Origin of the sequence: Acetobacter tropicalis, from assembly GCF_001580915.1 — a bacterium.
Classification (GTDB): Bacteria; Pseudomonadota; Alphaproteobacteria; order Acetobacterales; family Acetobacteraceae; genus Acetobacter; species Acetobacter tropicalis.
The window spans coordinates 1-19284 of record NZ_LHZQ01000171.1; the positions used below are offsets into that span (position 1 = coordinate 1).

General features: G+C 55.6%; 19 protein-coding genes and 1 pseudogene. 12 read left to right on the forward strand and 8 right to left on the reverse strand.

Translation table 11 applies throughout. The features are described 5' to 3' along the window. Nucleotides 1–109: 109 nt before the first annotated feature. The 4 genes from AD944_RS03665 to AD944_RS03680 all read right to left on the reverse strand — a co-directional run bounded on the left by AD944_RS03665 (nt 110) and on the right by AD944_RS03680 (nt 2984). Nucleotides 110–1090 carry an NAD-dependent epimerase/dehydratase family protein gene (locus AD944_RS03665; RefSeq protein WP_045542572.1) on the reverse strand — a complete coding sequence of 327 codons (981 nt, stop codon included), beginning with the start codon at nt 1088–1090 and terminating at the stop codon, nt 110–112. Between the two features lie 91 nt (nt 1091–1181). Then, nucleotides 1182–1616: a DUF192 domain-containing protein gene (locus tag AD944_RS03670; protein WP_373317186.1), complete on the reverse strand. Its 435-nt coding sequence runs from the start codon at nt 1614–1616 to the stop codon at nt 1182–1184. A gap of 83 nt (nt 1617–1699) precedes the next feature. Next, nucleotides 1700–2353 carry an MBL fold metallo-hydrolase gene (locus AD944_RS03675; RefSeq protein ID WP_045542571.1) on the reverse strand — a complete coding sequence of 218 codons (654 nt, stop codon included), beginning with the start codon at nt 2351–2353 and terminating at the stop codon, nt 1700–1702. Nucleotides 2354–2570: 217 nt separating this feature from the next. Then, entirely contained in the window at nt 2571–2984 is a 414-nt protein-coding gene (locus tag AD944_RS03680) for a host attachment protein (RefSeq protein WP_045542570.1), read from the reverse strand. Between the two features lie 159 nt (nt 2985–3143). Here AD944_RS03680 and AD944_RS03685 point away from each other — a divergent pair, with 159 nt between their 5' ends. The 4 genes from AD944_RS03685 to AD944_RS03700 all read left to right on the forward strand — a co-directional run bounded on the left by AD944_RS03685 (nt 3144) and on the right by AD944_RS03700 (nt 6399). Next, complete coding sequence (locus AD944_RS03685) at nt 3144–4256, forward strand: XdhC family protein (protein WP_373317183.1); 1113 nt, start codon at nt 3144–3146, stop codon at nt 4254–4256. Next, a complete protein-coding gene (locus AD944_RS03690) occupies nt 4250–4891 on the forward strand; it encodes a nucleotidyltransferase family protein (protein WP_045542569.1) in 642 nt (213 codons plus the stop codon). Before AD944_RS03685 ends, AD944_RS03690 begins: the two co-directional genes overlap by 7 nt. An 81-nt stretch (nt 4892–4972) precedes the next feature. Further along, nucleotides 4973–5323 carry a RidA family protein gene (locus tag AD944_RS03695; protein ID WP_045542568.1) on the forward strand — a complete coding sequence of 117 codons (351 nt, stop codon included), beginning with the start codon at nt 4973–4975 and terminating at the stop codon, nt 5321–5323. Between the two features lie 281 nt (nt 5324–5604). After that, a complete protein-coding gene (locus AD944_RS03700; RefSeq protein WP_179946485.1) occupies nt 5605–6399 on the forward strand; it encodes a CHAP domain-containing protein in 795 nt (264 codons plus the stop codon). 78 nt (nt 6400–6477) lie between these two features. Here the strand turns inward: AD944_RS03700 and AD944_RS03705 are convergent, their stop codons facing one another. Next, a complete protein-coding gene (locus AD944_RS03705) occupies nt 6478–7083 on the reverse strand; it encodes a YqgE/AlgH family protein (protein WP_045542567.1) in 606 nt (201 codons plus the stop codon). A gap of 214 nt (nt 7084–7297) precedes the next feature. On the opposite strand from AD944_RS03705, the gene AD944_RS03710 reads away from it, so the two are divergent. Beyond that, nucleotides 7298–8194, forward strand: a complete 897-nt coding sequence (locus AD944_RS03710; protein ID WP_035382422.1) for a polyphosphate kinase 2 family protein — start codon at nt 7298–7300, stop codon at nt 8192–8194. A 119-nt stretch (nt 8195–8313) separates the two neighbouring features. Next, nucleotides 8314–8805: a DUF3465 domain-containing protein gene (locus AD944_RS03715; RefSeq protein WP_045542588.1), complete on the forward strand. Its 492-nt coding sequence runs from the start codon at nt 8314–8316 to the stop codon at nt 8803–8805. Between the two features lie 77 nt (nt 8806–8882). On the opposite strand, the gene clpA is transcribed toward AD944_RS03715, so the two are convergent. Both clpA and clpS read right to left on the reverse strand, forming a co-directional pair. Continuing rightward, nucleotides 8883–11240 carry an ATP-dependent Clp protease ATP-binding subunit ClpA gene (gene clpA, locus AD944_RS03720; protein ID WP_035382424.1) on the reverse strand — a complete coding sequence of 786 codons (2358 nt, stop codon included), beginning with the start codon at nt 11238–11240 and terminating at the stop codon, nt 8883–8885. 156 nt (nt 11241–11396) lie between these two features. Continuing rightward, complete coding sequence (gene clpS, locus AD944_RS03725; RefSeq protein WP_006557160.1) at nt 11397–11777, reverse strand: ATP-dependent Clp protease adapter ClpS; 381 nt, start codon at nt 11775–11777, stop codon at nt 11397–11399. A 358-nt stretch (nt 11778–12135) separates the two neighbouring features. Between clpS and AD944_RS03730 the strand changes: the two genes are divergently transcribed. The 4 genes from AD944_RS03730 (at nt 12136) to AD944_RS03745 (ending at nt 16615) form a co-directional block, all read left to right on the forward strand. Beyond that, nucleotides 12136–13224 (forward strand): D-alanyl-D-alanine carboxypeptidase family protein, encoded by a 1089-nt coding sequence (locus AD944_RS03730; RefSeq protein ID WP_081473504.1) that lies wholly within the window; start codon nt 12136–12138, stop codon nt 13222–13224. 110 nt (nt 13225–13334) lie between these two features. Next, nucleotides 13335–14135, forward strand: a complete 801-nt coding sequence (gene map, locus AD944_RS03735; RefSeq protein ID WP_006557157.1) for a type I methionyl aminopeptidase — start codon at nt 13335–13337, stop codon at nt 14133–14135. A 6-nt stretch (nt 14136–14141) separates the two neighbouring features. After that, nucleotides 14142–15962 carry a gamma-glutamyltransferase gene (gene ggt / locus AD944_RS03740; protein WP_045542566.1) on the forward strand — a complete coding sequence of 607 codons (1821 nt, stop codon included), beginning with the start codon at nt 14142–14144 and terminating at the stop codon, nt 15960–15962. Nucleotides 15963–16108: 146 nt separating this feature from the next. Further along, nucleotides 16109–16615, forward strand: a complete 507-nt coding sequence (locus AD944_RS03745) for a DUF523 domain-containing protein (RefSeq protein WP_045542565.1) — start codon at nt 16109–16111, stop codon at nt 16613–16615. Between the two features lie 188 nt (nt 16616–16803). Here AD944_RS03745 and AD944_RS03750 read toward each other — a convergent pair whose 3' ends face one another. Then, a complete protein-coding gene (locus AD944_RS03750; protein WP_045542564.1) occupies nt 16804–17853 on the reverse strand; it encodes a lysine-2,3-aminomutase-like protein in 1050 nt (349 codons plus the stop codon). A 20-nt stretch (nt 17854–17873) separates the two neighbouring features. Between AD944_RS03750 and epmA the strand changes: the two genes are divergently transcribed. Together epmA and AD944_RS03760 are read left to right on the forward strand one after the other, a co-directional pair. Beyond that, nucleotides 17874–18929, forward strand: a complete 1056-nt coding sequence (gene epmA / locus AD944_RS03755; RefSeq protein WP_045542563.1) for an EF-P lysine aminoacylase EpmA — start codon at nt 17874–17876, stop codon at nt 18927–18929. An 83-nt stretch (nt 18930–19012) separates the two neighbouring features. Beyond that, nucleotides 19013–19284, forward strand: a pseudogene (locus tag AD944_RS03760) (hypothetical protein); the annotation flags it as partial.

The following is a 19284-nucleotide window of genomic DNA, read 5'->3' on the forward strand; positions in this document are numbered from 1 at the left end:
TAAACCTCAAAAATTACCCCAGCAGAATTGTTAACTATCATCCATGATCGCGCAAAACAGATCCTCAAAAAAAATCCCCGCATGAAAGCGGGGATCTTCAAGCCAAGGCTTAGAGGGCGGATTGTAAGCCTTCGTATTCTCGAAACCAGGACACAAACTGACTAATGCCGTCCTCCAACTGCGTCGTTGGCTTCCAACCAGTGAGGTCATGAATGGCGTTAATAGAAGCCCACGTGGTTTCAACATCAGCCTCGGGTCGCGGTAGCAAACGCAGTTTGGCTGGACGCCCCAGTTCCCTTTCCAGCAACTGCACCAGATAGCGGACAGGTTCGGGTCTATGATTGCCAATGTTCAATACGCGCGCTTCTCCGACTGGAGGCGGGGCTTCATAAACGGCCAAAACCCCTGCCACTACATCTGAGATGTAAGTGAAATCCCGCGCGAGGGCCTCTCCCTTATAAAGGGTGACATCTTTCCCGTGCGATATTGCCTGCGCAAAGCTGTAATAGGCCATGTCTGGGCGCCCCCATGGACCATACACCGTAAAAAACCGCAGACCTGTCTGGGGCAGGCCATATAAATGGCTATAGGTGGACGACGTCAGCTCTCCCGCACGTTTTGTAACCGCATAAAAAGAGCCGGGTTCATCCACCCTATCGGTTTCCCGAAATGGTAGGGACGTATTGCGTCCGTAAACCGAAGACGAAGAGGCGTAAACCAGATGCTTCAGATGCGGCAACCGACGGGCAAATTCGAGCACCGAGACGTGACCTAGCACGTTGGACTCGGCAAATGCGGCAGGATTGTTCATGGAATACCGAACGCCTGCCTGCGCTGCAAAATGCAACACACCCGTGATGGAGGACTCCTGCACAGCAAGCTGACCAAGGGCTGCCATGTCTGACAATTCAATCTGATGAAAAACAAACTGTGGCTGCTGTTGCAAGCGGGCCAGACGCGCCTGTTTCAATGCAGGGCTATAATAGGTGTTCAGGTTATCTACCCCGATAACCCGTTCCCCTCTCGCCAGAAGCGCCTGACTGACATGGTAGCCAACAAAGCCAGCCGCCCCTGTTACAAAAATCGTCACGTTCTTGCCTCAATACACCCCCAAAAGTGGGGTTGTGTATATCCTCTACCTTTTTTCCGAACTGTCTCAAACGGTCGGGAAAAAGGTGGTGTCAGGATTTTTTCTCCAAGGACGGGGCTTCCACCTTGTCCCCTACGGTTATACCCAGCCGCGCCGTTACCCCACCAGCCAGTTCAAGCGTAGCCGATACCGGACCATGACTGCTGATATGAGCCAGGCTGCGTGGAACAGCATTTTCGGCAATCGCCTGAATACGATGATCGGGCGCTATGAAGACGATATCCAGCGGAACAAGCGTGTTTTCCATCCACATATCACTCTGCTGGGGGGCTGCCCAAAGGAACAACATGCCACTGGTATCTGGCAGAGTAGTGCGGAACATTTCTCCCACCTGCTGCTGGCGTGGCGTACGTGCCAACTCCACTGAAAACACATGCCGACCGCTGGCAGACACAATTGTCAGATTTTCACGCGGCAAAACAGGCTGGGCCTGCGTTGGTTCGCTCATATCTTCCGTGCTGGCCATGGCGGTGGCACCCAATACCCCACCTGCCAGAAGGCAGGCCGCCACCACACCAAGAATACCCTGTCTCACTCACGAACTCCTAATCAACCGGCACAGAGAAACGGATTGTTCATACGTTCAGCACCCAAGGTACTTGAGCCGCCATGCCCCGGCATAATCACAATATCATCCCCCAAGGGAAGCAGTTTTTCTTTGATAGACCTTACAAGAAGATCTCCGTCCCCGTAAGGGAAGTCTGTCCGCCCAATTGTGCCCCGAAATAAGGTATCCCCCACAAAGGCAAATTTTGCTGCTTTATCAACAAATACCACATGGCCGGGAGTATGGCCGGGCACATGAATGACATCAAACGTCCGTCCGGCTGCCTGTATCTGTTCACCTTCTACAACGTAACGATCCACTTTGGCGTTTTCCAACTCTTCCAAGCCAAAATGACGTGCCTGATTTTCAATGGAAGACAAGAGAAAACCATCCTCTGCCGTAGGGCCGATGATGACAGGTAGGACTTTTTGTTGTTTAGCCAACAAACGGGACAGGGCAGCCACACCGCCTGCATGATCAAGGTGGCCATGTGTCAGCAGAATGGCCTCAACATTCAGACCGTTCTGCCGAATGAATTGGCCCAGCACATCCGCATCCCCACCAGGGTCCACTACCACGGCATGACGGGTTGCTTCATTCCACAACACAGAACAGTTCTGACGAAACGGCGTTACTGGGATTACCTGCAACTGCATGCCAGAATAGGCTTGGTGCAAAACTGTTCTCCTCCTTAATTTTACAACCCACAGAGTCAGAACGCAGGCATAATCCTATAGGCTTTCACGCGCCAAACTATTCGAAAGGCACATTCGCTGCGTTTACTGGCGTGCTTCCTGCACGGCGTCCATAAAAAAACTGCCAGATGCAAAGCTCTGGCAGTTTTGTGACACACTTAATATATGCCGAAGCCTCTTAGGCAGGAAGCTGCCAGCCGGTAGCCGGAATATCAAAGTGGCGCCGCAGATCATGCGCGGGAATGTTTGTGAGATCCTTGGGGAAGCTCTTGATCAGTTTGGCTTCTGCAGGCTTGCTGAGATGCGTGCGGATTTCATGCAGAACGGGGGCGGGAGCTGCCAGCACGAACCCGTCAATCTGCCCGCCCTTGTTTACAAGCGCATTGATGCGGTCTGCCACAACACGGGCAAACGCGTCTTTCGCGTTATCCGCCGGCGTGGAGCCGGAAGGAACTTTGCCGGGCGTGCCTTCATGATCATGCGCATCAAAATCCTGCACATCTCTGAATTCACCCTGTGCATCATGCAGAAAACGAACCTTGCCGCCATCTGCCACAACGTAGATTACGCGACCGTCTCTTGACTCTGCCATTTTATAGCATCCTTACTTTCTTAAATAATACTCTGTTGTAACGTAGTGTTCTTTCCTGAGGTATCAAGGGGGCACGCACTGGAGAACCTCTGATCCAAGCAGGCCTGCCCCTTGTTTCAGTTGTGTGCAGGAAACACGCATTTGTTATAAACTGGAAAAATGACCGTCCAGCCTCAACCCCACCTGCCCGTGCTGCCCCTCACGTCCCGCCCGCAGGTCATGACCCCACTTGACCACGCTCTGACCTGGGTGCTGGCAGGCCAGAAAGTTGCGCTGGCGACGGTGGTCGGCACATGGGGCAGCTCCCCGCGCCCTGCGGGTAGCTTCATGGCCATCAGCGAGACAGGCCGCGTGGAAGGGTCTGTTAGTGGCGGCTGCGTGGAAACGGATGTGATAACCACCGCGCAGGCCATTATGGATGGCGCACCTGCGGAGATTCTTTCTTATGGTGTCAGCAGCGAACGGGCATGGGATGTTGGGCTGGCCTGCGGTGGCAAGCTGGATGTGCTGGTAGAAGCCGTTAGCAGCCCGTCCTGCCCGACGGGCACCTTCCCGCTTCACCTTCTGGAACAGGCCTGCGCCTTTCTGGCTACACGTAAACCGGCAGTAATGATGCGCTCACTGGATGCGCAACACCACCGGCTTTTGGACACACATCACCGCAGCCTCCACCCTGATGCCTTGGCCTATGCAGTAGAAGAGTGCCTGCGCCATGGCACATGCCAGACTGTTTCAGAAGAAAATGGAGCGGACTGGTTTCTTCAACCCCTTACACCCCCGCCGCGTCTGTTGATTGTCGGTGCGGTTCATATTGCGCAGCATCTGGCACAGATGGCCCTCATGACCGGGCTTTCCCCATTGGTAATAGACCCACGCACAGCCTTGGCTACTCCGGAGCGCTTCCCCGGCTTTGTTCCGGGGGAAACACTCATTACCGAATGGCCGGATGACGCACTGGACGAGCTCGGCGTGGATGGCATGACCGCCATTGTCACCCTGACCCATGATGCCAAGCTGGACGACCCTACTCTGGAAGCCGCTTTGCGTGGTCCTGCATTTTACATCGGGGCGCTGGGGTCTCGTAAAACGCAGGCCAGCCGCATGAAACGGCTGAAAGAAGCTGGATTTTCTGAGCTGGATCTAAAACGTATTCACGGCCCTGTCGGGTTGGCCATTGGGGCTGTAGGGGCGGAAGAAATTGCTCTTTCCATCCTTGCGGAAATTGTTGCGATCCGTCGCGGAGCCGCCCTTGCCGAGCGCTCCGGGTGGTAAAGTCTAACACCGCCTTCCGGCCCATAGCGCTGGTGCTGGCAGCAGGGCGATCCTCCCGCACGGCACCAGACCACAAGCTGCTGGCACACGATGCCGCAGGCCAGACAATGCTGGCCAGAACGGCCTCAACGGCCCTGCACAGCAACGCGGAGCAGGTTGTTGTGGTTGTGCCGCCAGACAAACCTGAACTTTCCGCCCACCTGAACAACACGTTCCAAAACGAACAGAAACTGCATTTATGTCTCGCGCACGATGCGGTTGATGGGCTTTCAGCTTCTCTCCGCGCCGGAATTGAAGCTGCAGAGGCTTTGAAGGCTTCGTCCGTTCTGGTGTGTCTTGCGGATATGCCCCTTGTTTCCACCGGGCTACTGAACGCGCTGTTAGCGGAACACAGACGTCACCAAGCTGCTGCGACGGCACCCGACCGAGGGGGGCGCCCCGGAAACCCGGTTGTGTGGAGCAGCACGGAATTTGCAGCACTGAAGCAAATACGGGGTGATAAAGGCGGACGCGCCCTTCTTCAGGCGCTCGGTCAGAAAGTGCATCTTGTGCCTGCCCCGCTTGAAGAGCTCGTCGATTTTGATACGCCTGAACGATTGGCGGTCTATGCTCGCCTTCCCGCACAGTCTGGTTGACCGCCACGCGCTTACCCGAGACACTGCCCCAACGGAGCAGCACTGTGCTGCCTCTGTCACTGCAAAAACAAGAGATTTTTCATGAGCAAGATTCTACGCACAAACCCCAGCCCCATTCTGTCATCCGTGGTGGAATATCATGGTTTTATTTTCACGCAGGGCGTGGTCGCCCGGAATCATGATCTGGACATTGAAGGCCAGACCAAAGACGTTCTGGAGCAGATTGACGCCCTGCTGGAACAGCACGGCACAGACAACACCCGCCTGTTGCAGGCTCAGATCTGGCTGAAAGACATCAATGATCGCAACGCCATGAACAAAGTCTGGACAGCGTGGCTGCCGGAAAACCATGCCCCTGCCCGCGCCTGCGTACAGGCCGCCATGACCGACCCACGCGTACTGGTTGAAATCATGCTGATTACAACAAAATAAGCCTGCTTTGCTCCGGCACGGGGCAGCACGCACCACGTGGCATCCGCGCCACAGTTTTGCGACTCCCTCCTGCCGGAGCCACACTCTGTTTTTTATGGTTTACACTTCCACAGAGACGGAATTTTGGCAGATTCATGGCTTATTATAGGATTTTATTCCTATTTTTACTGCCAAACCACCTCTCCTTGTGCAAACCCGAAAAAGAGTGTTTTTGCTCCGCATTGAGCGCTTGCCTGACCTGCACAGATGTTTATACCTAAGCGAAGACAACTCTTAAGCCCGTGATGCAGGAAAGGTACGCTGAGATGCGAGATGGACGGCCTGGTGCTTTTAAACTGAAAATGGCCGTTGTTTCGCTTCTGTCCTTATCCGCCTTTATACAGCCGGCGGCCGCTAAAAGCCGGCACGCAGCACACCGGCATGCTGCTCCCCACAAAATGACATTCACTGCTGCGTCCTATCATGGCTCTGCCGGACGTTATGCTGCAGGCCGCTGGCACCCGGCAGCAGGCAGACACTGGCATCGGGGTGGTTACGCTACCGGGCATGTCATTCAGTGTGTGGCGTATGCTCAGACTGCTTCAGATGTTATGCTACATGGTAATGCCCGTGACTGGTGGCACAATGCGGCTGGCGTGTATGAACGGGGCTCCGCACCGGAACCAGGTAGTGTGCTGAATTTCCGCAGCACCCGCCGCATGCCGCTTGGTCATGTGGCTGTCGTGCGGAATATTGTTGATAGCCGCACCATTGTTATTGATCAGTCCCACTGGGCCCAAAATGGCATTAGCCGGAATGTGCAGGTCATTGACGTTTCTCCCAACAATGACTGGTCAGCCGTTCGTGTTGCTCTAAACAACCGCTCTGGTGGGTTTGGCTCCATTTATCCCACATACGGTTTTATCTATGGGCGTCGTCCGGGTGGCAGCAACCACGCCAATGACGTGATGACCGCTTGGGCCCATAAGATGAACACACAGGTTGGCGCCACTCAGCTTGCACAGGCTCCTGCTACCGCCCGCCCCATTACCAGTGGCGCAGAAGAAGACGGTATTACCTTCGATAGCCAGAACTGACGTTTCCAGGTTCTTCATTCAGAACGTTACAAAACACCGTCCGTTTCTCTTCGGGTGGTGTTTTTTATTTGAGCCTGCTCAGGCGTGACCCGTCTGCCCGGTCAGGCGCACAGGATCTATATCAATCGCAGCCAGAGCCTGACGCCATTTAGCGCCGTAATCCTGCCCAAACACGATCTCACGTGATGGGGGTGCCAGCAACCAGGCATCATGCCGGAAGATTTCCTCTTCCAACTGCCCCGTCCCCCAACTGGCATGCCCCATGGCCAGCAGGGCATCTTCTGGGCCACTTCCTTCTGCAATATCCTTCAACACATCCAGACTGGCAGTAAGGGTAACACCGCCAGTAACAGACAGGCTTCCTTCGCTTTTCCAGTCTGAAGAGTGCAGCACGAACCCGCGTGTTTCATCTACCGGCCCACCTGCACATACCCCAATGCGGCGCAGCGGCGGAATGGGGCCTATTTCCAGTTGCTCCAGAACATCGTTCAACCCCGGTTTGGGGAGGCGCCGATTGACCACTAATCCCATGGCTCCGCCTTCATGAGCATGAGCACACACGTAAATGACTGTCCGCGCAAACGGTGTATCGCCCAAAGCCGGGGATGCCACCAGAAGAAGCCCAGTTAATGAATGACCTGGTTGTATTGACTGTTGAAGAAGGGAGATATGCTTGAAAGCCATACTTCCGATATGAGGTGAACCTTGCAGTTTGGCAAGTTTTTGCCCCTGTTTCCTGCGTAATTCTCGACATTTTTTAGCCCAGACAGAGGGGACCGCTTTTCCTGTTTCCCCTCCCTTTGAGCGTCCCGCCTAGCATGGCACAGACCTCCTTGCTGATCTTTTTACAAACATCGGGTTCAGGCTTAGCATTGCTTTAGAACAGGGAAGGAACAGCATGAACAAGCTCGCCAAATTTCTGCGTGCGCTGGACAGCTATCACATTACAAACGGCGATAAATTTGATCTGAAAGACCATAATCCTGATGATGATGGCGATCTGGGCCTGACCAAGGCTGAGGGTGCCAAACTTCTGAAAACAGTAAAAAAACGCCTTCTGGAACTTCAGGATCTGCTCTACGCCAATCAGACCCACTCCGTTTTAATCATCCTGCAAGGTATGGATGCCGCCGGGAAGGATGGCACCATCAAACACGTTATGTCCGGCGTAAATCCACAGGGCGTTTCCGTTAGTTCCTTCAAGCAGCCTGGTCCGACAGAACTTTTACACGGTTTCCTGTGGCGTATTCATCTGGCTGCCCCGCAGGTAGGGCGCATCGTAATTTTCAACCGGAGCCAGTATGAAGATGTTCTGGTTACGCGGGTTCACCCAGATCTTTTGCAGCATGAACATTTAAGTGGCGAGATCAACTCCCCGGAATTCTGGCAAGGGCGGTACAGTGACATCCGCCATCTGGAACATTATCTGGCCCGGCAGGGGACCATCGTTCTAAAGTTTTTTCTGAATATTTCACGCGAAGAGCAAAGAGAACGCCTTCTGGCCCGACTGGATATTCCCGACAAACGTTGGAAATTCTCGCCTGCGGACCTGCGTGAACGCGAATATTGGGATGACTATCAGAAGGCTTATCAGAATGCCATTTCTGAAACTGCTCGCCCTTACGCGCCTTGGATTGTCGTCCCTTCCAATCACAAATGGTATGCACGTCTGGTAGTGATTGGAGCCATTATCCGTGCACTGCAGAACCTGCAACAGCAAGCCCCCAAGCCTGCACCGGAAGTTGCTAAATTTCTGGATGATTACCGTACGCGCCTGTTAAGCGAGCATCCCTAAACGCACTTCATGCATAAAAAGGTCTGTAACCGCAGGAGTGAGCGAGGCAGTTGGCAGTTACCATTCTCTGGTCACGTTCTGTCTGGCTCCTGACTGTTTTGAAGGAAGGTTTTTTGTTAATGGCTACATCTGCCCTCCCCCGCGCCTTATTGGCTGCGGCTCTTTTAAGTCTGGGGTTACCTCTGGCAACACCTGCTTCTTTTGCAAGAAGCTTCGAGGCTTATCAGACTGTTCCCGCTAGCTGTGACAACCGTGATTTCATGGCGAAACAGCAAGCCTTTGAAAATGGTGGGCCCAAAGCTGATGTGCCAGTACATATCTGCGGCACGGTTATTGCCCTCTCCCCCAAGGCAAGACGGACACGCAGTGGGTGGCATGGTTATTTCTATGTGGCCGTTGCCCCGAATATTTCCATCCGAATTGTCTCCGGCCTGGACGAGATGAATGCCCCGGCCTGGCCATGGGTCAACAAAGGGGATCAGGTAGAAGTGGTGGGCCGTTATTATTACGATTCTTTCCGGAAACAGGGAGTGGACTGGACCCATCATGGGACAGGACGCGCCTGGCATGTGTCGGGGTATGTAACCGTCAATGGTCATCGCTACGAGTAAAATGCTATCGGCATAAAAAACGGCCAGTCAGAACTCTCTAACTGGCCGTTTCCAGTTTTTGCGTCAGAAGAAGCCGTTTAGCCCGCCGCTTCTTCTTCCTTCTCACTGCCCCGTTCATCTTCATCAGATGCCGGAGTACCAAGCGCTTTACTTTCCACAATATCGAACGTCAGAGCGCCGTTCTTCAGGCCGATCTTCACTGCACCGCCTTTGACAAGTTTGCCAAACAGCAGTTCTTCCGCCAGCGGCTTCTTGAGCGATTCCTGAATGACCCGGCCCAACGGACGCGCACCATACAGTCTGTCATACCCACGTTCGGCCAGCCATTCCTTGGCTGCGGAAGACAGTTCGATCGTCACGTTACGGTCTGCAAGCTGTGCTTCAAGCTGCAACACAAACTTTTCGACCACACGGCCCACCGTTTCCGGCGTCAGGTTAGCGAACGGAATGATCGCATCCAGACGGTTACGGAATTCCGGTGTGAACAGCCGCTTGATGGCTTCCTCATCTTCACCATCACGCGCGATACGCCCAAACCCGATGGCTTCCTTGCTCAGATCAGCCGCCCCGGCATTTGTGGTCATGATCAGGATAACGTTCCTGAAATCGACCGTCTTGCCGTTATGGTCGGTCAGTCTGCCGTGATCCATCACCTGCAGCAGCACGTTATACAGATCAGGATGAGCCTTTTCGATTTCATCCAGAAGCAGCACGGCATGCGGATGCTGGTCAATGGCATCGGTCAGCAGACCACCCTGGTCAAACCCGACATATCCCGGAGGAGCCCCCAGCAGACGGGAAATGGAGTGACGCTCCATATATTCCGACATGTCGAAACGGATCAGTTCGATACCAAGTGTGGACGCCAACTGCCGGGCCACTTCCGTTTTCCCGACCCCAGTGGGGCCAGAGAACAGATAGTTGCCAATCGGCTTTTCAGGATCACGTAGGCCAGCACGAGACAGCTTGATGGCGGCAGACAGGGTTTCAATTGCCTGATCCTGCCCGAACACCATCCCTTTCAGGTCACGTTCCAGAGCCCGCAGCACTTCTTTATCATCAGCAGAAATGCTCTTGGGCGGAATGCGCGCAATCCGGGCAATGATGTCTTCCACATCCTTCAGGTTCACGGTTTTACGCCGCTTGCCTTCAGGCAGAAGCATACGGGACGCCCCAACTTCATCAATCACGTCAATTGCCTTATCCGGCAGTTTCCGGTCATGGATGTATTTGGCGGACAGTTCCACTGCCCCACGAATGGCTTCTTCCGTGTAACGGACCTTGTGGTGCTTTTCGTAGCTGCTTTTCAGACCACGCAGGATTTTCACCGCATCATCCACAGTGGGTTCCGGCACATCAATTTTCTGGAACCGGCGCACAAGGGCACGATCCTTTTCAAAATGCTGGCGGAATTCCTTATATGTGGTGGACCCGATGCACCGCAGCGTGCCAGCCGCCAGAGCAGGTTTCAGCAGGTTGGAGGCATCCATGGCCCCGCCTGATGTTGCCCCGGCCCCGATCACCGTATGAATTTCATCAATGAACAGGATACCGTGCGGGTCCTGATCCAGTTCTGTCACAACGGCTTTCAGGCGTTCTTCAAAGTCACCACGATAGCGGGTGCCTGCCAGCAACGCGCCCATATCCAGCGAGTAGATGGTCGCTTTCAGCAGCACTTCAGGCACATTGCCTTCCACAATGCGGCGGGCGAGCCCTTCCGCAATGGCGGTTTTACCCACCCCGGGGTCCCCCACATAAAGCGGGTTATTCTTGGTACGGCGGCACAGGATCTGAATGGTGCGTTCAACTTCCGTATCGCGCCCGATCAAAGGATCAATTTTGCCCGCTTCCGCCTTTGCATTCAGGTTGATGCAATAGGTGGACAACGCATCCTGATTTTTCTGTGTCCGTGTTTCGCCGCGCTCTCCATCTTCGTTCTTGTCCGAGCCTGAACCGGAATTGGTACCCGTGCCAGTAACCGGACGGCGCGTGGAACGATCAGGAGCCTTGGCAATCCCGTGGGAGAGAAAATTCACAGCATCCAGCCGCGTCATGTCCTGCAGTTGCAGGAAGTACACGGCATGGCTTTCCCGTTCAGCAAACAAGGCAACAAGTACGTTCGCACCCGTCACTTCATCACGCCCGGTAGACTGCACATGTATGGCCGCACGCTGAATAACGCGCTGGAAAGCCGCTGTAGGTTTGGGTTCTGTCGGGCGGTCAGACGCCAGACCCGCCAGATCCTTATCAAGAAAACCGGTCAGATCGGTCCGCAGGCGTTCCAGATCAACGCCGCATGCCCGGAACACCGTAACGGCATCCGCATCATCGACCAGGGCAAGCAGCAGATGCTCAAGCGTCGCATATTCGTGATGCCGTTCACCGGCCAGAATAAGTGCCTTATGCAGCGTCTGCTCAAGATTGCGTGACAACATGACGAGACGCTCCTTTCCCCAGTTTCCCAGACCGTAACACTGTGTCCAATGAGACGTCTGGTTCCCTCAGAATCATATTTGGCTGCTTTGAGCGGAATTGCGAGTCAGAACCGCATAAAAAAGACGCTATGGGCGACTTTTTTTCGTTTACTCGCCTTAATCCTTTTCAATCGTACATTGTAACGGGTGCTGATTCTGGCGCGCAAGGTCCATAACCTGCGTCACTTTTGTTTCTGCAACCTCGTATGTGAACACGCCGCACACGCCAACACCGCGCTTGTGCACGTTCAGCATGATACTGGTGGCTTCATCCCGATTCTTGTTGAAGAAGCGTTCAAGCACATGCACCACAAATTCCATGGGCGTGTAATCGTCGTTCAGCATCAGAACTTTGTACATGGCGGGTTTGCGGGTTTTGGGCTTGGCCCGCACCACGACCCCGGCATCGCTGCCGTCATCATCCGACTCCGCGCCGCCGCCATTACGTCGAGACGGCCCATTACCCGCATGCAGGACTGAAAAAGAACGGGATGCCATCAGGCCAGAACTCCGCTTCCGAACTTTGAGAGGGAAAGACATGCGCTATCATATTGGAATTCAGCACAGGGATGGAAGAGGCCATTGCATCTGAAACGCCCTGATTTCAAGACGCTATCGTAAAGATTGCCACATTTATGCCACATAACAGGCTAACACCAAGTACAAGAACACCGCGCCAAGGTCAGGATTCTCCAGTTTTTTATCGACGCGGTCTTGCAATCTGAAGTACCAGACTGAATTATCCTGAGAATAAAGCAGGTGGGATCGCGCAGTGGCAGACATTTACGCAACAGGACGCACAACAGACACTCCAACACAAGGTCTGGACTCTTCTCGCCGTAAACGACGCCCTGCCATGCGTAAATGGGTTGGCCTGCTGGCCGGTGTGGCGTTGACCACCTTTGCCAGCCAGCGCGCAGCCCACGCCCAGTATGCGGGCCAGATCAGTTCCATTGTGATGGACGCCAAAACCGGGGCTGTTCTTTCCCAGACTGATCCCGACCTGCGCCGCTACCCTGCCAGTCTGACAAAACTGATGACGCTTTACATGGCGTTTTCCGCGCTGCGCGCTGGTACCATCACGCTTGATCAGGCTGTTCCTGTTTCCATTCATGCCGCGACAATGGAACCTTCCAAACTTGGTTTGGTTCCCGGCACCCGCCTGACTGTTGAGCAGGCCATGCTGGCGCTGGTGACCAAATCCGCCAATGATGCCGCCTGTGCTCTGGGTGAATTTCTGGGCGGCGGAAGCGAACCACAATTTGCCGCCATGATGACCCAGCAGGCTCGTGCGCTTGGCATGAACAACACCACATTCCGCAACGCTTCCGGCCTGCCTGACCCAGATCAGATGACCACCGCGCGGGATCTGGCCATTCTGGCCCGCCATATCGTGACGGACTTTCCGGAAGATTATCATTATTTCTCCGTGGCCGCTTTCCGCTTTCATGGCCGCATGATCCCCAACCATAACCCCATGCTGAAGGCCTATGTCGGCGCGGACGGCATGAAGACCGGCTACACGCAGGAAGCAGGCCGCAATCTGGTGACCTCAGCCATCCGCAATGATGTGCGGCTTGTTGGGGTGGTGATGGGCGCATCTTCCAACCCGCAGCGCACCCTTGTGATGGCAGATCAGCTTGACCGGGGCTTTGATGCCGAAGGGGTTGCCCCGGTTGCACGTCCGCTGGTTCTGGCACGCAACGTAGTACCGGCTCATCGCCGTGGCGGACGGGTGATCATGCTGGCAGCGGCTTCAGCCCGCCACGGACACGCACCGCTTGAAGTAGCGGAAGCGCCGTTGAGCCGTCATACCCGGCATGTGCGCGCAACGCCTGTTTCAGGTGGCCATCATGTCCGGCTGATTGGGGCCAAGGTTCATCCGGCAACGGCGACCACCACCAAGCATGTTCATCGGGCTCATTCCACCCGTAATCATACCTGAATTCTTTTCCACAACCCGTTTCCGGGCCGGAAGCGGGTTGCCTTTACTGCCGCCTCACTCCATTTTGCATATCTCTAAATTAAGATCTGCAAAAATCACGGAGCATAAGCATGGCCGGCAGAAGCGGCATTGTCCTGCATACTGAAGAAGATTTTGAAGGCCTTCGCGCTGCGGGCCGTCTGGCTGCCGCCACGCTGGATATGATCACCCCTTACGTCAAGCCGGGTGTCACCACCGAGGAACTTGACCGCCTTATTCACGAATACACGCTGGATCATGGCGCTATTCCGGCTCCGCTGAATTATCGGGGCTACCCCAAGGCAAGCTGCATTTCCATCAACCACGTGGTATGCCACGGTATCCCTAGTGAAAAGCGCCTGCAGGACGGTGATATCGTCAATATTGATGTCACTTCCATTGTTGATGGCTGGTATGGTGACAACAGCCGCATGTACACCGTTGGCAAGGTGCCGGTAAAAGCCGCCAAACTGATAAAAACCACCTATGACTGCCTCATGCGCGGCATAGAGGTTGTGCGCCCCGGTGCCACCCTGGGCGACGTAGGGCATGCCATCCAGACTCTGGCCGAGAAAAACCGTTATTCCATTGTGCAGGATTTCTGCGGGCATGGCATTGGCCGTACCTTCCACGCGGAACCCAACGTGCTGCATTACGGTCGGCCGGGCGAAGGTTTGAAACTGAAGGCGGGCATGGTGTTTACCATCGAACCCATGCTCAATATCGGCCGCCCGGACGTAAAAATTCTGGATGATGGCTGGACGGCAGTAACACGTGACCGTTCTCTTTCAGCACAGTTTGAGCATATGCTGGGGGTAACAGAAACGGGATATGAGATTTTCACGCTCTCCCCGGCTGGATATACTTGCCCACCCTACCCTGTTGAAGGCTGATCACGCATGATGCTTCCGCCCCGTCGATCCTCGTCTGGCCTGCCTTTACGTCTGCGTTTTGCCGCCATGGTTTTTCTCGCCTGCGGCACGGCTGGTTTCTCCACGGTATCCCTTGCCGCACCTGCCAGTTCATCCGCACCGGACCCGCTGGCTTATGGCAAGGACCAGCCAGACGGCCTCCCTCCGCTGGCTCCTACGCCGGGTAAGCATGGCATGGCGGTTTCTGCACAGAAACTGGCATCGGATGTCGGGGCGCAGATTTTGGCTAAGGGCGGCAATGCGGCTGATGCGGCCGTTGCCATGGGATATGCACTTGCCGTTGTGTATCCTGCGGCGGGAAATATTGGCGGCGGTGGCTTCATGCTTCTGCGGCAGCCAGGCAAACCGTCAATTTTCATCGATTTTCGTGAAAAAGCGCCGCTGGCAGCTTCAGCCGATATGTATCTGGACGCCAAGGGCAACGTGATCCCTGACCTATCCATTACGGGCTGGAAAGCCGTGGCTGTGCCCGGCACGGTGGCAGGTCTGGATCATATTCACCGCAAATGGGGGCGGTTGTCCCGCAAGGTTGTCATGGAGCCAGCCATCAAACTGGCACGAGATGGCTTTGTGCTTGGAGAGGGTGATGTGGCCCTGCTCAATACCTCCACGGATGCTTTCCGCGCCAGCCCTGAAGCCCGCGCCATTTTTCTTCGGCCCGATGGGTCACCTCTTCAGGTAGGGGACAGGCTGGTTCAAACCAATCTGGCCCGTTCTCTGGAGCTCGTGGCTCAGCAGGGAGCAGACGCATTCTATAAAGGCCCGATAGCCAAAACACTGGTTCAAGCATCGCAAAAAAATGGTGGTCTGCTTCAGGCCGCTGATTTTGAACGCTACCAGCCTCGTGAACTTTCTCCGCTAAGCTGCCATTATCGCGGCTATGTGGTGGAAACCTCTCCTCCGCCCAGTGGCGGTGGCATCGCACTGTGTGAAATTCTGGATATTCTCTCCGGGTATGACATGCACGCGCTTGGCCTGCACACCGCGCCGGCTTTGCAGCGTGAAATTGAAGCCATGCGCCATGCCTATTCAGACCGTCGTGGGCTTGGTGACCCGGCTTTTGTGCAAAACCCGGTGCAGCATCTACTAGACCCTGCTTACGCGGCAGAGGTACGTGCCCATATTCCCACAGATACGGCTGTACCATCCAGCACTCTGAAAGAAGGCGAGGCGACACCGGAGAAACACGAGACCACCCATTTTTCGGTGATTGATAAAGACGGATTTGCCATTTCCACCACCTACACGCTGAACGGCTGGTTTGGTGCGAAAGTGATTGGGGGCGACACCGGATTTTTCCTGAACGATGAAATGGATGATTTCTCGGCCAAACCGGGATCACCGAATATGTTTGGCATTGTCGGCAGCAAGGCCAACGCCATTGCGCCGGGCAAAACGCCTCTCTCCTCCATGTCTCCCACCATTGTCTCCCGCAATGGCAAACCTGTTCTGATTATCGGCAGCCCGGGTGGCTCACGCATTCCCACCATTGTGCTGTCCGTTATTCTGGGAGTGGTAGATTATGGGCTGGATATTCAGCAGGCCATTGATCTGCCGCGCCTGCATCAGCAGTGGCTGCCGGAAGCGGTAGAAGTGGAAGCTGGCGCTGTCACACCCCAGGTAGAAACCACGCTGGAGCATGAAGGCTATACCTTCTCTCCCCATGCGCCATGGGGCATGCCGGAAGGTATTCTGGTTGGCGGCCCCAAGCTGGGAGAAAAAGGCTCGGCCCATTATTATGGTGGATATGACCGCAGACACCCCGGCGGAGGCGCCACTGGCGAATAACAGCGTCCAGGGGCATCCCCACTCACTCGGTGGATAGCCCTGCAAACAGGCCGTTTCTCCCTTTTGCAAAAGGCGCGTTCCTCCTGAAGAGCGCGCCTTTTCTATTCCCTTTGGCTCCGGATTATGGGCATTGGTTTTCTTGGCATATGGAACATCCTGCTAAAATTCTGGTCAGCGCATGCCTGCTGGGCCAGCCCGTTCGTTACGATGGGTCCGCCAAAACGCTGGTCCATACTCATCTTGAACGCTGGCAGAAAGAGGGGCGCATCATTGCGCTTTGCCCGGAACGGGCCGCCGGTCTCCCCACGCCTCGCCCTGCTGCTGAAATTGCCGACCGTGAAAACGGATTGGCGGTTCTGGAAGGTAAAGGCCGTGTCATGGACAATACGGGAGCCGATGTTACAGCCGCATTTGTCGCCGGTGCACAGGCCGCCCTTGCGTTGGCCCAAGCCAACCAGTGTCAGTTTGCGCTTTTGATAGATGGTAGTCCGTCCTGTGGCAGCCTGTCTGTTTATGACGGCAGTTTTACGGGCCACAAACATGCCGGAGAGGGTGTGACCGCCGCTTTACTCCGCCAGCATGGGGTGGAAGTTTTTGCCCATACGGACATCGACGCCCTGCACACCAGACTGCAGGCTTCCACTCTCTCCTGAACTGAGGGACCATAGGCCGCAAGCCCGTCGGGCACGGAACTCAAGACCTTTTTGAAAATCAGAAGGCCAACATCAAAACTCTGACTGACTTGAGGTAAGCCCCTCAGGGGGCGAGACCACCGAAAGCCGTCCGTCAACAGCCTCCCCACTCATATGGCACATATTCTGCAGGGGCAGGAGGCGTGTCGTTATAGACGTGCCAGTGTGTGCGCCTTTCCCTCCGGATCACGCACCTGTAGCGCTCCATCCACATAATCCGGGCCCAAAGGGACCTTGCCGTAACCACCCGGAATATCCAGCACGTAGGTGGGCCACGCCAAGCCTGTGACACGCCCCCGCAAACCCGCCAGCAATTTCTGCCCTTCTTCAACCGGCACATGGAACCGCGCCGTGCCGGGTGCCGGGTCCAGTTGATGCAGGTAATAGGGGCGCATCCGCACTTCCACCATGCTGCGGAACAGGGCTTCCAGTGCCTCTTCCCGATCATTCACCCCCCGAAGCAGCACAGACTGGCCGAGCAGGGGAATGCCCCGCCGAACAATACGCTTCAGGCTTGCCCGCGCGGCTTCTGTCATTTCTCGGGCATGATTAACGTGAACCGCCATCCACACCGCCTTGTCCGACTCCAAAACATCCAGCAGGGCATCCGTCACCCGTTCAGGTGCTGCTACCGGCACACGGCTATGCAGCCGAATGGTGGTGACATGCGGCATGGCGGAAAGGGCAGCCATAATCTGGCCCAGCCGCCGCGGAGAGAGCATGAGCGGGTCTCCCCCTGTCAAAATCACTTCCTGAATTTGGGGATGGGTACGAAGCCACTCGAACGCTTTTTCCAGCGCGGCATCATCCAGCACGCCACCATCTGGCCCCACATGCTCCCGCCGAAAGCAGAATCGGCAATAAAGCGGGCAAATCAGCAACGGCTTGAGCAACGCACGATCTGCGTAACGATGCACGATACCGGGCACGGGAGAGAGCGCATCATCCCCGATCGGGTCTGACCGTTCTTCCGGTGTGACCAGCAGTTCCTCCGGCGAGGGGATGACCTGAATGCCTATCGGGTCATCCGGCTGTTCAATCAGGTCAAGAAAAGCTGGAGGAATGGTTGTGGCATACTGCTCTGCCACAGCTTCAAGCGCAGCCTTCTGCTCTGGTGGCACCAGACCAGCGGCAATCAGATCATCAGGCGTGCGTAAGGGCTTGCGGGATGAAGGATGGGGCTTGACCGAATGAGACATGTCACGGCTCTACTCTCACCATGTCCATTCCTGCAACAACACAACGCACGGCACCCGCTTCCTCAGTCTCTTTTTCTGGCGGGGAAGACCCTGACCATATTCGGGACCGGCTGCCTTTTCTGCATCGGCGGAGCATGATGCAACGTGGCGTTCGGGCGTTTCTGGAAGCTCGAGGCCACATGGAAGTAGAAACCCCGTACGTGGTGCCCACACCGGGGGAGGAAGTGCATCTGCACCCTTTCCATACCGTCAGGGAAACGCCACAGGGCCAGCAGGAAGACCTGTTCCTTCATACCAGCCCGGAATTCGCCATGAAGCGGATTGTGGCTGCCACCGGGCTGCCGGTGTTCCAGTTTGCGCGGGTATGGCGCAATGGCGAGCGCAGCGGCCTGCACGCACCGGAATTTACCATGCTGGAATGGTATCACCCGGGCCTTGGCCTTCATGGGTTGATGGATGAAACGGAAGCCCTGGTGAAAGCCGTTCTGCCCCCTACTCTCACACGCCATGGCCAAAGTAACGCGCTGGACATGACACAGCCTTTTGAACGCCTGACCATGGCCGAGGCCTTTCAGCGCCATGCAGGCGTTGATCTGCTGCCGACCGAGGGAGATGCGCAGGCTCTGGCCACTGCGGCAGGATGCAGCCTGCGAGAGGGGGAAAACTGGGAAGACCTTTTTTTCCGGCTGCTGCTGGAACGGGTGGAACCAGCCATTGGCCGCCGCCGCCCCACTTTTCTTACCCATTGGCCCGCCAGCCAGGCCGCCCTTGCTTGCCGTGACCCCGCCAACCCGCAGGTTGCATTACGGTTTGAACTCTATGCAGCGGGCATGGAACTGGCGAACGCCTTTGAAGAACTGACGGACGCCACGGAACAACGCACCCGTTTTGAAGCCGACCGTACCGCCCGGCGCAGCCTCTACCCACAAAGACCAGATTGGCCAATGGACGAAGCCCTGCTTCGTGCGTTACCACACATGCCACCTTGCTCTGGCATAGCGCTGGGGTTTGACAGGCTTGTCATGCTGGCCTGCGGAACATCACGGATACAGGATGTCTTGTGGATAAGCGTTTAGTCTGTAACAGTTCTACCAGTTTGTTTTCCTCATGGTCCGGCTGGGTGCCGGGCTGGCATGTTTCACCTTGTCGGGATTTTGTCATGACACACAGAAAACGCCTTTTCCTGGTGGGCATGCTCTCTCTGGCTGCTTGTCAGGTTCCTACAGCCAAGGAACGCCGCATGCTCGATTCCATGATCGGAAAGCAGGCAGTGGATGTGGTGCGCACTTTTGGTGTCCCGACACGGGAATTCAAATCAGGCGATCATACCTTCCTGGCTTACGTCAACCAGCAGACCGATTATTCCTCCCCCATGGGTGGCTGGGGATATGGTGGCTGGGGTGGCGGTTGGGGCGGAGGATACGGTGGCTG

What these genes read in the sequence shown, in the direction of transcription:
- AD944_RS03675 (WP_045542571.1), bottom strand. Translation starts at nt 2,353, where the DNA reads ATGCAGTTGCAGGTAATCCCAGTAACGCCGTTTCGTCAGAACTGTTCT.
- AD944_RS03680 (WP_045542570.1), bottom strand. Translation starts at nt 2,984, where the DNA reads ATGGCAGAGTCAAGAGACGGTCGCGTAATCTACGTTGTGGCAGATGGC.
- AD944_RS03705 (WP_045542567.1), bottom strand. Translation starts at nt 7,083, where the DNA reads ATGGCTTTCAAGCATATCTCCCTTCTTCAACAGTCAATACAACCAGGT.
- clpA (WP_035382424.1), bottom strand. Translation starts at nt 11,240, where the DNA reads ATGTTGTCACGCAATCTTGAGCAGACGCTGCATAAGGCACTTATTCTG.
- ggt (WP_045542566.1), top strand. Translation starts at nt 14,142, where the DNA reads ATGATGCTTCCGCCCCGTCGATCCTCGTCTGGCCTGCCTTTACGTCTG.
- map (WP_006557157.1), top strand. Translation starts at nt 13,335, where the DNA reads ATGGCCGGCAGAAGCGGCATTGTCCTGCATACTGAAGAAGATTTTGAA.
- epmA (WP_045542563.1), top strand. Translation starts at nt 17,874, where the DNA reads ATGTCCATTCCTGCAACAACACAACGCACGGCACCCGCTTCCTCAGTC.
- clpS (WP_006557160.1), bottom strand. Translation starts at nt 11,777, where the DNA reads ATGGCATCCCGTTCTTTTTCAGTCCTGCATGCGGGTAATGGGCCGTCT.
- AD944_RS03685 (WP_373317183.1), top strand. Translation starts at nt 3,144, where the DNA reads ATGACCGTCCAGCCTCAACCCCACCTGCCCGTGCTGCCCCTCACGTCC.
- AD944_RS03745 (WP_045542565.1), top strand. Translation starts at nt 16,109, where the DNA reads ATGGAACATCCTGCTAAAATTCTGGTCAGCGCATGCCTGCTGGGCCAG.
- AD944_RS03670 (WP_373317186.1), bottom strand. Translation starts at nt 1,616, where the DNA reads ATGGCCAGCACGGAAGATATGAGCGAACCAACGCAGGCCCAGCCTGTT.
- AD944_RS03710 (WP_035382422.1), top strand. Translation starts at nt 7,298, where the DNA reads ATGAACAAGCTCGCCAAATTTCTGCGTGCGCTGGACAGCTATCACATT.
- AD944_RS03750 (WP_045542564.1), bottom strand. Translation starts at nt 17,853, where the DNA reads ATGTCTCATTCGGTCAAGCCCCATCCTTCATCCCGCAAGCCCTTACGC.
- AD944_RS03695 (WP_045542568.1), top strand. Translation starts at nt 4,973, where the DNA reads ATGAGCAAGATTCTACGCACAAACCCCAGCCCCATTCTGTCATCCGTG.
- AD944_RS03730 (WP_081473504.1), top strand. Translation starts at nt 12,136, where the DNA reads ATGCGTAAATGGGTTGGCCTGCTGGCCGGTGTGGCGTTGACCACCTTT.
- AD944_RS03715 (WP_045542588.1), top strand. Translation starts at nt 8,314, where the DNA reads ATGGCTACATCTGCCCTCCCCCGCGCCTTATTGGCTGCGGCTCTTTTA.